Source organism: Xenorhabdus khoisanae (assembly GCF_001037465.1).
GTDB classification, from domain to species: Bacteria; Pseudomonadota; Gammaproteobacteria; order Enterobacterales; family Enterobacteriaceae; genus Xenorhabdus; species Xenorhabdus khoisanae.
The window spans coordinates 16,618-30,590 of record NZ_LFCV01000115.1 but is presented as its reverse complement, the minus strand read 5'-3'; the positions used below and the strand labels follow the sequence as shown (position 1 = coordinate 30,590).

9 protein-coding genes are annotated in these 13,973 nt (G+C 40.9%); all 9 read left to right on the top strand.

The genetic code is table 11. The features are described from left to right. Positions 1 to 170 precede the first annotated feature (170 nt). Genes AB204_RS15665 through tssM form a run of 9 tightly spaced genes read left to right on the top strand, consistent with a single transcriptional unit; the run spans position 171 to position 13,970 of the window. A complete protein-coding gene (locus AB204_RS15665) occupies positions 171 to 2,327 on the top strand; it encodes a type VI secretion system Vgr family protein (RefSeq protein WP_047964308.1) in 2,157 nt (718 codons plus the stop codon). A 49-nt stretch (positions 2,328 to 2,376) separates the two neighbouring features. Then, positions 2,377 to 4,971 (top strand): DUF2169 family type VI secretion system accessory protein, encoded by a 2,595-nt coding sequence (locus AB204_RS15660; protein ID WP_047964307.1) that lies wholly within the window; start codon positions 2,377 to 2,379, stop codon positions 4,969 to 4,971. Then, positions 4,968 to 6,050, top strand: a complete 1,083-nt coding sequence (locus AB204_RS15655; protein WP_047964306.1) for a pentapeptide repeat-containing protein — start codon at positions 4,968 to 4,970, stop codon at positions 6,048 to 6,050. Before AB204_RS15660 ends, AB204_RS15655 begins: the two co-directional genes overlap by 4 nt. A 14-nt stretch (positions 6,051 to 6,064) precedes the next feature. Further along, positions 6,065 to 6,697, top strand: coding sequence for a DUF3540 domain-containing protein (locus tag AB204_RS15650; protein WP_053067927.1), 633 nt, complete (start codon positions 6,065 to 6,067; stop codon positions 6,695 to 6,697). A 12-nt stretch (positions 6,698 to 6,709) separates the two neighbouring features. Further along, positions 6,710 to 7,102 carry a DUF4150 domain-containing protein gene (locus tag AB204_RS15645; protein WP_047964305.1) on the top strand — a complete coding sequence of 131 codons (393 nt, stop codon included), beginning with the start codon at positions 6,710 to 6,712 and terminating at the stop codon, positions 7,100 to 7,102. A 39-nt stretch (positions 7,103 to 7,141) separates the two neighbouring features. Beyond that, complete coding sequence (tssJ, locus tag AB204_RS15640) at positions 7,142 to 7,735, top strand: type VI secretion system lipoprotein TssJ (protein WP_047964304.1); 594 nt, start codon at positions 7,142 to 7,144, stop codon at positions 7,733 to 7,735. After that, positions 7,728 to 9,074, top strand: a complete 1,347-nt coding sequence (tssK, locus tag AB204_RS15635) for a type VI secretion system baseplate subunit TssK (RefSeq protein WP_047964303.1) — start codon at positions 7,728 to 7,730, stop codon at positions 9,072 to 9,074. The genes tssJ and tssK overlap by 8 nt, the downstream gene beginning before the upstream one ends. 11 nt (positions 9,075 to 9,085) lie before the next feature. Further along, positions 9,086 to 10,321 carry a DotU family type VI secretion system protein gene (locus AB204_RS15630; RefSeq protein WP_047964302.1) on the top strand — a complete coding sequence of 412 codons (1,236 nt, stop codon included), beginning with the start codon at positions 9,086 to 9,088 and terminating at the stop codon, positions 10,319 to 10,321. A gap of 13 nt (positions 10,322 to 10,334) precedes the next feature. Next, positions 10,335 to 13,970 (top strand): type VI secretion system membrane subunit TssM, encoded by a 3,636-nt coding sequence (tssM, locus tag AB204_RS15625; protein WP_047964301.1) that lies wholly within the window; start codon positions 10,335 to 10,337, stop codon positions 13,968 to 13,970. Positions 13,971 to 13,973 lie beyond the last annotated feature (3 nt).

The following is a 13,973-nucleotide window of genomic DNA, read 5'->3' as shown; positions in this document are numbered from 1 at the left end:
AAATAAAATTATATAGTTCATAAACGAAGAGGCATCAATAATTGCAAATAGTAAACATTATGCTTAACTCATAGTCAGAGAAACCACCTCCATACATCAATCCAATCACTGTATTATTCCTTGGTTCACAAGGGATATGCGGTAGCTATAAACACGAGCAAGGAAATTTTATGGGCAGACATTTTATTGCGCATACTTCACTATCTGGAAAATCTTTATATTTCAAATCACTGGTAGGGATAGAAAGATTATCAGAAGCTTACGAGTTTGAAGTTCAGCTATTGAGTAAAAAGAGATTATCAGATCCGATATCTCTACATAATACAATGCTAACAGTAGAAATAAAAAACAAGTCAGTACCGACAAGATATTTAAATGGTTATATAGAAAAGATATCCTATGCTCCATTCTATAAAGATGATGAAGGTCTCTATTTATATACTGCCACAGTACGACCCAGGTTATGGGAATTAAAACAAAGACTTGGCTATAGCATTTGGCAAAATAAAAATGTACCCGATATTATTACAGAAGTATTGAATAAAGCAGGCATTATTTTTGAAAATCAACTCGTAGAAAAATACCGCACATGGGAATATTGCGTTAAACATAATGAAACTGATTTCGATTTTATTCATCGACTGATGGAGCATGAAGGAATTTATTACTATTTCAACCATACTATGGGAAGCCATACTATGGTTTTGATTGATTCCCCCCAGTTACATCAGCCCATGCCGGGATATGAAACAATTAAATATGTCAATGCGGGAAACTTATCAAAAAAATACTCACCAGATTCAGAATATATCTATAACTGGAATGTCAGTAGCATCACTATACCCAATACCTATAGTATTGATGATTACAACTTCCGTAAACCACGGGCTAAATTATATACCGCCACTCAGACCCCAGCCAGTTCCCTCGATGATACAGAGATATTCATTTGGCCCGGACATTATGTCGAACACGATCAAGGACAATTCTATGCACGAGTGCGCCAGCAGGCTGCCGAAGCAAAAAGCGAGCTGATTAATGGAAAAGGAAATGTATTGGGAATAGCGCCGGGACATACTTTCACACTATCGCTGCCTAATGATATTAAAGGTGATGACTACAGTGACTATCTAATCATAGGTGCACACTACTTTCTTTATGAAGCGCCTTACCTATCTAACCAGGCTCAATATTCCCCTGGCAAAGATAACAATATCATTCAATTTGATGCTATCCCGGCTAACACCCATTGGAAACCTTCGGCGGTGACACCGTGGCCAAAAGTAACGGGCCTTGAAACCGCCGTTGTCACCGGCCCCAAGGGTAAAAAAATATGGACTGATAAATACGGCCGGATAAAAGTGAAATTCCGTTGGGACAGAGACGACAAAAATGATGATACCCGCTCTTGCTGGATACGCGTTGCAAGCTATTGGGCTGGCTGGCGCTATGGTAACGTATGTGTTCCGCGCGTGGGTGAAGAAGTTGTTATCAGCTTCGTCAATGGTGATCCTGATAAGCCTTTAGTCATCGGCAGTACTTACAACAATGAAAATATGCCTCCGTGGGAGCTGCCCAAACATGAAACCCGTGTAGGTATTATGTCAAATACGAAAGGAGGTAAACATGACCAGGCAAATTACCTCTATTTAGATGACGAACCAGATAAAGAATTATTTGATCTGCATGCAGAACGTAATATGAATATTTCGGTGGAAAAAGATAAAAAAGTCACTATTGATGGAAATCGCACTACTGAAATAAAAAGACAACAAAAAGATACCGTAAAAGGGGATGCCAGTTTTGCTTATAAAGCAAACCATGAAACGACTATTGAAGGTAAAGATACACTGACTATCAAAAAAGGTCAGCAAGAGACCATCAAGAATGGGAGAAAAACAGAGATCGACGGGGGGGATACATACAAACTTAAAGGGAATTTAAACGCAAAAATTAATGGAAACTGGGTACAGGATATTACAGGGACAACAATGATCACAAGCCCCAGCCTCATTACGATAAAAAGTGATACCCACGTTGCGATTGATTCTCCGACTTCTTTTTTCTCAGCTAAAATTTTTTCTAATTCCATAACAGCATTAAATATAAGTAAGACCGCAATATCCTCTTCTAAAACTGCTCTTTCCATTAGCAAAACTGGAGTAAGTATTTCGAAAACTGGTATTTCTATCACTAGAAAAAAAGCCTCTTTGAATAAAACAGATATAGAGTATTCAAAGACTAAAATAAAAGTGGATGAATCAACACTTGCACTTAATAAATCCTCTTGCAATATCATCAATAGCCTATTGCACATAATATCCTGAAGCATTTCTGGTGCTTTTTCCGAACAACTAAATATCCGTCAGTATTTCAATGAAAATCATTAAGCCCCTACGTTTAAGTGTACTTTATCGGCCTTATCGCTGGCTGCAAAAAAATCACCTTGGCATCTCTATGATGGCATTGGCTGATATGGGTTCTGCCCCACGCCTGCGTCCAGAACTCGAGCTTTGGCAATTGGCAGAAAATGAGCTGAAAACGTGCAATGGGATTATTGACTTAGCTATGCCTAAATCCTGTGCTGAATTTTTGGCGACAGGATATGCCTACACACACCATCAGACAGATAAAACTGCCTGTACTGCACGTATTCAAATCGGGCAGTTGGAAAAAACGTTAGCGGTTTTCGGTGATCGCTATTGGATCGATGACAAGTCGTCAAAACCCCATGCTTTTGAACAGATGCGCCTGGATTGGAGCCGGGCTTTTGGTGGAAAAGGCCACGAAGAAAATCCACACGGTATCGGTTTCAATCCAGAAGGACTGGAAAACGGGATGAAGGTTCACCGTTTACCCAATATCGAAGCGTTGCATAACCGTTTGATGTCACAACAACAATTGACATCACAGAAAGAGCTCCCTGCTCCGGCAAGTTTTTGCCCGTTAGATTTTACATGGCCGCGTCGTTTTACCCGCATCGGAAAACAATACGATAAGGAATGGTTAGAAAACGAATTTCCCGGATTTTCCCATGATATCGACTGGCGATTATTTAATGCCGCTCCCGAAGATCAATGGTGGACAGAAAATAGTGCCCTGCCGGAACAGGCGCAATGGCGTATTTGGAACATGCATCCAGAAAAACCGGTGCAGGAAGGGATTTTGCCATCATGGAACGCACGCTGTTTTATAAAACGGTTACGCCTTGATGAAGAAATTGTTGAAGAAGTCGTCATGCGCAAAACAACAATATGGTTCTTTCCTCATTTAGAGCAAATGATCCTGATTTGGCATGGCAGTGCAGAAATCAATGAAGATGATGCCAAAGATGTTTTACAAATGATATCTGCACTGGAATTAAATGATAATCCCCGTCCAGAGAGTCATTATTTACACGTTCTTGAGCAACGCATGGATAAGGAAAAAGGGGCGTTGTATACTTTCCGGGAAAAAGATCTTATTCCTGAAGAGATTATCGGCCCATGGCTGGATACAGAACAGCCCCAAAATGAGTCCCCTTCTCCATTGCAACAGAATTTTCAGAATCGTGAAAAACGTCTGCGTGAACAGCAAAAAGAGCGGATGGCTGAATATGGTCAGGATATTAATACCCTGTTCAACACTGAAATTGCCCCCATCTCACTTCCCAGACTGGATGAACTACCCGAATTTGTAGAAAAAACTGAACAAGATGCCGCCAAAAAGCAGGCTGAATTTGAATTGAAACAGGCGGAGGTAATTGCTCAGGCTAAACAGCAAGGAATTGATGTCGATGAATCAACGACAAAACCTCAGCATAGAGGGCCGGAAAATCTGCACCGAATGCGGGATACATTACGCCAGCAGCAACACGAAATGCAGCTCAGTGATGATGAGCTGGCTCAAATGGAAAAATCAATACATGCAATGTATTTATCCTCAGTACAAACGCAAGCTCCGGCTCTACGTTTAACGGGTAACCTGTCACAGATCATTCGGAAACGAGTGCAAAAAATCATGCTGGAAGGGGGAGATTTCAGTGGCATGGATTTTACTGGCGCTGATTTGTCATATCTGGATCTTCGGGGAGCCAACTTCACTCAGACCCTGCTGGAAAGTGCTTGTTTAAGTCATTGTCAGCTGGATGAAGCTAATTTCAGCGAAGCCGTTCTTGCCAGAACAGAAATTTGCAACGCTTCATTACGCGGAACCAAATTGGATAAGGCCAGTCTGGCTCTGGCTAAATGTGAGCAGAGTGATTTTTCTTCTGCAAGCTTTAATGAGACACAACTGCAAGAAACCCGATTTGATCACTGTCGCTTTAACCATGTTGTATTTACAGGTCTGCTTCTGCAAAAAATCTTTATTACCCATTGCGACTTCCAATATTCACAATGGAAAGACTGCATGTTTATGGAACTTGAACTACCGGCACTTAAATTCAATCACGCACATCTGAATAAAGTCTCATTTATTCAATGTAAGCTGACACAAGCAGTTTTCGACCATGCGGAACTGGAAAGTTGTTCATGGGTAGAAACTAAAGCAAACGGAAGCCAATTTCGCTCAGCGAATTTATTGACCTGCGCATTTGCCATGGACAGTGAACTGAATCAGGCTGATTTCAGCCATGCGACATTGACGGAATGCAACTTGCGCCAAATGCCTCTGGTTCATGCCAAGTTCTATGCCACAACCTTAAATAACAGTGACCTGAGTGAAGCTAACTGCCAATCGGCTGATATGCAGTATCTCAATGCAATGAAAAGCCTATTTATCAGAACTGATTTCCGGGGTGCCTTATTAAATAATGCCAATCTGATGAGTGCATTAATGCAGAAATGCACTTTCAACAATACAGATTTACGGGAAGCTAATCTATTCCGTGCTGATATGTCCCAGTCAATTATCAGCGATTCTACTTCAATTGAGAATGCTTACATTAAGCACATCAAAACATTGCCCAAGCGGAATAAGGATGTGATATGAGTTTACTCACTGCTGATGAATTAGTGGATAAAATCAAACAGGGTGAAGTTATTGAAAAAATCAATTTACAGAACATATCCCTGACAGGACGTGATTTATCCGGGGGAATTTTCAGAGAAGTCGATTTTTCCGATGCCGATTTTTCTCATGCTGTAATCAAAGAATCCGTTTTTACCCAATGCCAGGCAGAAGGCTCGACTTTCAATTCAGCCGTCATTGAACAAAGTATTTTTGAACAGTGCGATTTCGGGCAAACAACTTTCAATAAATGCACATTGATAAACAACACGTTCAATCAATCTGTTTTGAAAAAAACGCAATTTACGACGACAAAACTAAACGACACTCAATTTTTATCCTGTTCACTGCAATATGCTGACTTCAGCCACAGCAATTTTGATCAAGTTATATTTCTTGATTCCCCCGTGAATCAAACAAAATTCAGCCACAGTCATTTATTCAGAGTGACTTTTTTTTGTCAGGATTTACAGACTGTCGATTTTACTGCCAGTGAATTTACTAAAGTTGTTTTTTTTGAATGTGATCTGCGTAAGCAAAATTTCCACAAACAGACATTTAAAGCATGCCAATTCACAAATAGCCAACTTGAAAAAGTCAATTTCAATCACGCAATATTGGCTAACTGCAATTTCAAGGGCTCTGTTTTACAAGATGCTCTTCTATCCAACGTCAATGCAACTCAGGCGTTATTTATGGAGGCAGATTTAACCCGGGCCTGTTGCAAAAACAGCCTGTTTGAACAAGCCATTTTTATCGGTGCATGCCTTGAGTCTGCCGATTTTCGGTACAGCAAGCTCCCATTGGCAATAATGCACAAAGTGCATGCAGTGAATTCACAATTTACGGGTTGTGATATGACTTATACCGATCTTTCCTATGCAAACGTCAACAACAGTGATTTCCGCACAGCTCACTTCATGAGAACACTTTTTCATCGTGCTCAACAGGTTGGGGCATTATTTTCTGACCGTCAGGGCATATTGGAAAATGATCCTGAGCTATTCGCTGCTGAAGAGTGGAGTATGCAACACAATAATATGCCACATAATAAGATTTAATCTGGAGAATCAAAATGACGAAACATTCTCATGCACTGTCCTCATATGACTTTACTTCCCCTCTGACGACCGAGCCATTACAACAGATTACCGGACAGATCGTCTGTATTCTCCGGGACGGCAGCTTTATGGCAGAGAGCAAAAATAACCGTGGCTGGCATTGCCGGCGGGCAGCCAGTTGTCTATTGGCACCGAGTCTGGGAGATATCGTTTTAATTACAAAAATCGCTGATCAGCTCTGGGTGTTAGCCATATTAGAACGTGAGGAGCAACAGCAACTCTCTGAAATCAGCGTTCCCGGCGACCTTACTATCGCGTCCTACGGCAACTTAAATATGCATAGCAATGGGTTAAATATCACGGCCAACAACGGAAACTGCCATATCGATGAAATGCAATACAGTGGGAAATCATTGTCTGCATGGGTTTCAATCACTCGTTTGGTTGGCAACCAGTTTGAATCCCTCTGGCAAACGGTAACACAAATGAGTAACCGGCTATTTCGTCATACAACCCAGACAGAGAAAGTTCATGCCGGTCAATTGGATATACAGGCTGAAAACTATGTCCGGTTACATGCTCAAAACACAATCGTGTCCGCCAAAGCTATCACCAAAATTGATGCTGAACAAATTCATATCGGCTAAGGGGAAGAGATTATGTTTGCCAATACGCAAAGCGGTGGAATGGATATGGCGACTCCCGATGTCTGTTTAACACCCATGTTTTACACCGTGCCAGTGGCTTATCCCAATATGGCACAAGGCGCAACTGCCATCAGTAACGCACTCAACATTCTATTTATGGGCTGTCCGGCACACAATTTAGCAACAACCATTCCCATGACAACCGGAGATAATCCCGGTGTTAGTCTTGGCGTCGCTTCCGGTACTGTAATGGGGCCATCCCGCCATGTCATGGGAGCTAACTCTGTCTTGATCAAAGGCACTCCAGTAACACGACTGTCGAGTTCCAGCATGCAAAATTCAACTAATGCGATGGGTTCCCGTATCGTACCCAGCCAGACAAAAGTTCTTATCAGCGCCGCTTAGTATTTGCAAGTTATATCGAGATATGTCTTGGCGGGCATTATGACCATATCCTTTTCACTAAGAAAAAAAATCACAATAATAAATAGGATTAGCCTAATCGAATGGCTATTTAAAGGCATATTCCCGTTAATGTTGCTTATAACCTTAGCAGGTTGTTCATCACAAGAAAAAAAAACAAAATTACCTCCTTATAAAATAATCTTTACGAATACATCTAACGTCAATAATTCATCTCCATTAAAGATACATCTTATTTTGTTGAAATCGAACGAAGAATTTATGTCTGCTGATTTCTTTGCCTTACAAGATAAAGCGCAGGATACATTAGGCGATAAAATGGTGAATGAAGATCAATTTTTTATACGCCCTTCCCAACCTAAACATTGCTTATTGGAAAAAAATCTATCGGAGGCCAATTACATTGGAATTATTGCTGAATATAAACAATTGAACGGTAAGAAATGGCGTATTTCATTTCCCGTTCCCATACCTGAAAAACCCTCTTTTTATGAGTTCTGGCGTTCTTCTCCTGACGAACTACATGTGTGCGTTAAGGTCACTAACAATGGCTTAAGTCTCATCAAAGAATGCAACTTAAGTTGTGCAGCAGGAACTGAAGAAAATAATGAATAGATCAGAAAAAGTTATTTGGACAGAAGGTATGTTTTTACGCCCCCACCATTTTCAGCAGGCTGAAAACCATTTTGAAGCCTATGTCCGCGACTGGGGGATGGCACAGTCACCTTACTATTGGGGATTTTTGACCATTGAATTAGATCAGGAACTACTTAATCAAGGTAAAGTAAAACTTTCTTCAGCCAGCGGTATTTTTCCTGATGGAACCCCATTTAGTTTCGATGCGTCTCATGCTCCCACTCCTTTACAACTTTCTGAAAGTGATACAAATATCAATGTGGTATTGGCGTTGCCAACTTTTAGGCGAGGAAAAGAAGAGGTTATTTTCAGTGAACAAAAGGAGTCTATGGCACGTTTTGTCAGCATTGAAGTTGAAGTGAATGACGTTAATGCCATGGCAGTCGGCAATGCCACAATACAGTTCGGAAAAATGCGTTTACGTTTAATGTTGGAATCTGATTTGACCCCAGAATGGACTGCATTAAGCATCGTACATGTTGTGAATAAAACAAGTGACAATAAACTTCACCTTGATTCACTCTTCATTCCTTCCCTGCTCAACTGTCGTGCAAACCCACAAGTTATGGGGTTTATCAACAATATACAGGGTTTATTGGAACAGCGCCGTCAACAAATCAGCCAGCGTTTATTACAGTTAGGACGCTATAATGATTCTGAAATTATGGATTTTCTCTTGCTGTCACTTTTGAATCGCTATAGCGGTCAAGTGAGCCATATTCTGAACCTGTCATTGCTGCATCCAGAACGTTTATTCAGTGAATGGCTGCAATTTGCTACTGAATTAGCGACATATTCCCAGAATCGTCTGCCTGAAGAGATTTTACCTCTCTATAACCATGACAATTTGACGCAATGTTTCAATCAACTGATGTTCCAACTGCGTCAGGGATTATCAATCATTCTGGAAGAACATGCGATTCAACTACCATTAACGGAATATTCTCATGGCTTGAACATAGCTACGTTACCGGATTCCAATATGATACATATGTTCAGCTTTATTCTGGCCATCCATGCTGACGTTGCCAATGATATATTGATGAGCAACTTCCCGGCACAGATGAAAATTTCCCCCGTTGATCGCATACGTGAATTGGTGCAACTGCAATTACCCGGTATTCCGCTGCGCGCCATGCCATCTGTACCCAGACAAATTCCCTGGCATTCAGGTTATGTCTATTTCGAATTGGAAAAAGAAGGAGAACTATGGAAGCAGATGGAGAAATCCAGTGGCTTTGCGCTACATCTGGCAGGTGAATTCCCCAGTCTGAATATAGAGTTTTGGGCTGTCCGTAATCCGGAAAAATCGAGGTAACGGAGCCGATAATGCAAGAAAACCAGAAAATAGAACATAATATATTTTCTAGTGATGCCAATTATAACCCATTGGTTTCTGCCTCAAATCCACTGCTGAATACCATCCCGCAGATTCGGCATTCCATTGTTCACTCCAATCCTACAGATTTACGGCAGCAATTGATCAATGAAATACGCCGTTTTGAAGTGGAATGCCAACATGCCAAGCTGCCCTATGAAGTGATCATTGGCGCACGCTACTGTTTATGCACTGCATTGGACGAAGCGGCTGCACTTACACCCTGGGGACTTCGCAGTGTTTGGTCAGGGAGTGGTTTACTCGTTACTTTTCACAACGAAACATGGGGAGGAGAGAAATTCTTCCAATTGTTGGCAAAATTATCACAAAATCCCAAAGAAAATATATTTCTATTGGAACTCATTAATTTCTGCCTCCAACTGGGATTTGAAGGGCGCTACCGTGTCATGGATAACGGCCGTACCCAGTTGGAAACAGTGAAACAACGCCTGTTTCAGTTAATACGTTCAATTCGGGGCAGCTACCCCGCTGAACTGTCATCAAACGTACAAGCCATCACCGTACCGAGTAAATCCTGGCGATTTTCTGTACCAATATGGGTATCCGCAGCCTTACTCAGTTTTTTGGTGTGTCTCCTGTATATCAGCCTGAATTGGCGGTTAGGAGACATACTTAACCCTGTTTTGGCAAAAATATACCAAATTGATTTACCAAATGTGACGGTCAGTCATCAAGTCACTCCACCTGCACTTACACCTACACCTACACCTCCTGTTCTGAACCTGGAAGAAATGTTGAAAGGCGATATTGCAGCAGGGTTATTAAATGTCATAGACACGCCTGACAGAAGCGTGATCACGTTGAAAGGAGATGGTCTGTTCACAAGCAATTCGGTTCAGATCAAAAATCGTTATTTGGATGTCATCAAGGATATTGCAGAAGCAATGAATAATTTCAAAGGCGAAATTTTAGTCGCAGGATATACCGATAGTATTCCCATTAATACCCATTATTCCCGTTTCTCATCTAACTATGCTTTATCGCTGGCCAGAGCCAAATCGGTACAAAGAGAACTACAACGTTATTTAATTCATCCTGAAAGAGTCAAAGTTGAAGGAAAAGGCGCCAGTGACCCTGTCGCTCCAAATAATACTCCCAGCAATCGAGCCAAAAACAGACGCGTCCAGATTACACTGTTAGCACCTCCTGTCAGCCAAACGATGTAAGGAGAAGAAGAACATGCTAAATGTACTCCTTTCTGTCATCACCAGCCGATTGACATGGAGTTTTATCGGAATAACGATTGTTTCCTGCATTCTTTGGTTTCTTGGTCCGATTATTTCTGTCGGTGATGCAGTTCCTTTTAAGTCAATTGCGATACGAATAATTATCATTATTTCTTTTTACCTGATCTGGCTCTTAAATCAGTTAGTCCCCCGGCTGTACCAATTATGGCTTAATAAAAAATTAGCTAACCAATTGAATATCAGTAAGGATGAGGAAGAAGAAAAGAAAAAAAATGTACAATATATTACATTGGCAGAACGTTTTTCTGATGCTGCCCGATTATTGAAAAAAGCCTATTTTTCCGGCTTACTTAATAACAAGAAACCTCATTGGATAAATTTTTTCAGTCGTCAATATATCTATCAATTACCTTGGTATCTCGTTATCGGAGCGCCTAATTCAGGTAAAACAACAGCGTTAGCAAACTCTGGCCTACATTTTCCATTGGCAGGCTATCTTAGAAAATCGGCTTCGTACATGAGAAGTACGGACAACTGTAACTGGTGGTTTACCAATAACGCCGTGCTGCTCGATACCAGCGGGCGCTACACTATGCAGAATAGCCAACATGAGCAAAGCGCTAAAGAATGGAAAAATTTTATCCGGCTGTTGAATAGGTATCGTGCACGTCAACCTCTCAATGGGATCATTATTGCTATCAGTGTGGAAGATTTACTTAATCCATCAACTGAAGCACGGGATCAACAAGCCTATATGCTGCGCAGACGTCTATCAGAGCTACATGAACAACTTAAAATACAATTTCCCATTTATATCATTATTACCAAAACCGATTTGTTAAAAGGGTTTACCGCTTATTTCAACCATTTTGACAAAACATCGCGCGAACAAATTTGGGGATTCAACTTTCCGTGGGATAAAAAAATTGACTGGAACCTGAATACAATATTTGAACAACAATATAGCCAATTACAACACCGTTTGGATGCTGAACTTCCCCATATTCTCTTAAATGGACACAATGCACGGCAATCTGCTGAAAGTTACCTGTTTCCACAAGAATTTTCTGCCTTACGTCCACTGATTGCACATTATTTTGAAATCATATTCGCCAGATCAGGATTTGAAATACCCAGCTACCCACGAGGGCTGTATTTCACCAGTGGAACACAAGAAGGGATACCCCTAGATAATGTTATGGGGAAATTTAACCATAGGTTCCAATTGGCTACAAATAACGATAGTGATGCAATGTCATGGGGGAATAATAAAGAGACTGGGTATCTGAACCCTGCCCGCCAAACCTATTTTTTAAAGAATTTGCTGGAAAATATCTTTCAGGAAGCAGGAATAGCAGGCTATAACCGTTGGTGGATATACCGCAAACGCCTGCTGGATGGGTTGGGATATATTATCTTGGCTGTGATACTGACGCTGGTTACCGATTCATTTTTAACCAGCTATAACAACAACAAAAATTATCTGATGGAAGTACAGGCAAAAATTCCGGTCATTGTTCAACAAGGCGCTAACTTACAGAAGAACGATGATATTTATGCCCTGCTACCCATTTTAAACAGCCTTGCTCATTTAGATAAAAGCCGCGATTTTTCCTTAGAAAATCCCCCGCTCTCTTACCGTATGGGGCTGTATTCCGGTGAACAAATCAGTAGTGCAAGTCAATCTCTGTACCGAAAAGCATTACAAACATTGCTGCTACCGCAAATAGCAGCACTCATCACAAACCAACTGTATAGTGATAATGGTGATGATATAGAGAAAACTTACAATACGCTAAAAGCGTATCAAATGTTATATCAGCCTAAACATTACGACGGAAAATTTCTGCATGATTGGGTAATGGAATATTTGAAAACTGACTTAAAAACAAATACCACTCAAGATCAGTATCAACAAATTGATCGGCATATCGGTCAATTACTGGATAACCAAGTCGTCACATCACCGTTTATGCGCAATGATAATTTGGTCGAGCAAAAACAACTATTCATCAGCAGCACTCCACCAGCACAACGCGCTTACAATTATTTGAAATATAAGTTGTTGGATGATTCCAGTTTAATTCCAGTGAATTTGGTCACACTTGCAGGCCCCCAGGCTGAGTTAGTTTTCTCACGCACCAGCGGGACCCCCATCGCTGATGGTATACCGGGCATGTTCACTCCGGCCGGTTATCAGAAAGGCATTGACAAAGATCTCAATACTTTTCTGACCACGCTGTATTCGCAAGATAATTGGGTGCTTGATACTTATGCGCGAAAACAGACGACTAAAGAAATAAAATCATCCGTTGAACAGTTCTATATCAACGACTACATATATCACTGGGATAAGTTTCTTTCTGATATTCGCTTAAATAATATCGATGATTTAGATCAACGAATCAATACAGCACGTTTGCTGTCTTCTTTTGATTCACCTATACGCCGCCTTCTGATTAATGCCAGTAAAAATATCACTCTGAATCAAAAAAAAAACATGGCTATCAATAGTGCCAAGAAACTTGGTACCAATAAACTTGGCAACATCGCAAAAAGTAAATCGGGCAAATTAACAAATTTAGTTCCCGAACAAATATTGTCAAATAATGCTCAACCCACACCAGAACAACACTTGGAAGAACATTTTGCAGATATTATTTCATTAGCAAAAAATACGAACGCAAATAATCAAAACATACCTTTTGATACAACGTTGCAAGATGTTGGTAAGCTATATCAATATTTAACTGCCCTGCAAAATGCAATCAATACTGATATGCCTCTCCCTCCCAATACTATTATCATGCAACTACAAACAGCATCTAAAGATTTACCAATACCATTCAGCAACATGATTTCCTCATTGGCGGTTGGGGCCAGCAGCGACACCCAATCCAGTGATATAAAAAATGTCGGCAAGCATCTCAAGGCAGAAATCAGCGGTTTTTGTAATCAGGCCATTGCTAATCGTTATCCATTGATGCCTAAAGCACGCAACGATATCAAACCTAATGATATGGCGCGGATGTTCGCTCCCGAAACAGGTTTAATGGACAGTTTTTTTCAGAAAAATTTAGTGGGTAAAGTAGATATGACTTTACCAAAATGGCAGTTTATGCCGGGAATGAATGGCAAGCCCCTAACCGATGGAGGGGATTTGCTCGAGCCTTTCCAGCAAGCTCAAATTATCCGCAATGCTTTATTTACCAACGGCCCATCACCATCATTCAGTGTTATGGTTCGTCCAATCAGCATGAGTAACGATATATTAAGCATGATACTGGATGTAGATGGGCAGAAATTGCAATATAGCCACGGCCCACAACTTTCACAGCTCATCAGTTGGCCCGGCCCTGCCAAAAATAATCTGGTTCGCATCCAGTTGAATTTAAGTGATGGCACAACCACGAATTTATCGACTTCTGGGTTCTGGGCTTTGAACCGGCTATTGGATCACGCGGAGCGCATCTCGCGAAATTCAACAACTGATAATACGAGCTTACGGACAGTGTTTAATATTGATGGTCATTCTGTTTCACTGGAGTTTACCCCAAACAGCGTGTTAAGCCCGTTTAAACTCCCTACTTTTGTCTGCCCAAACCCCCAGGTTTTTAAAGCAGCATGATCA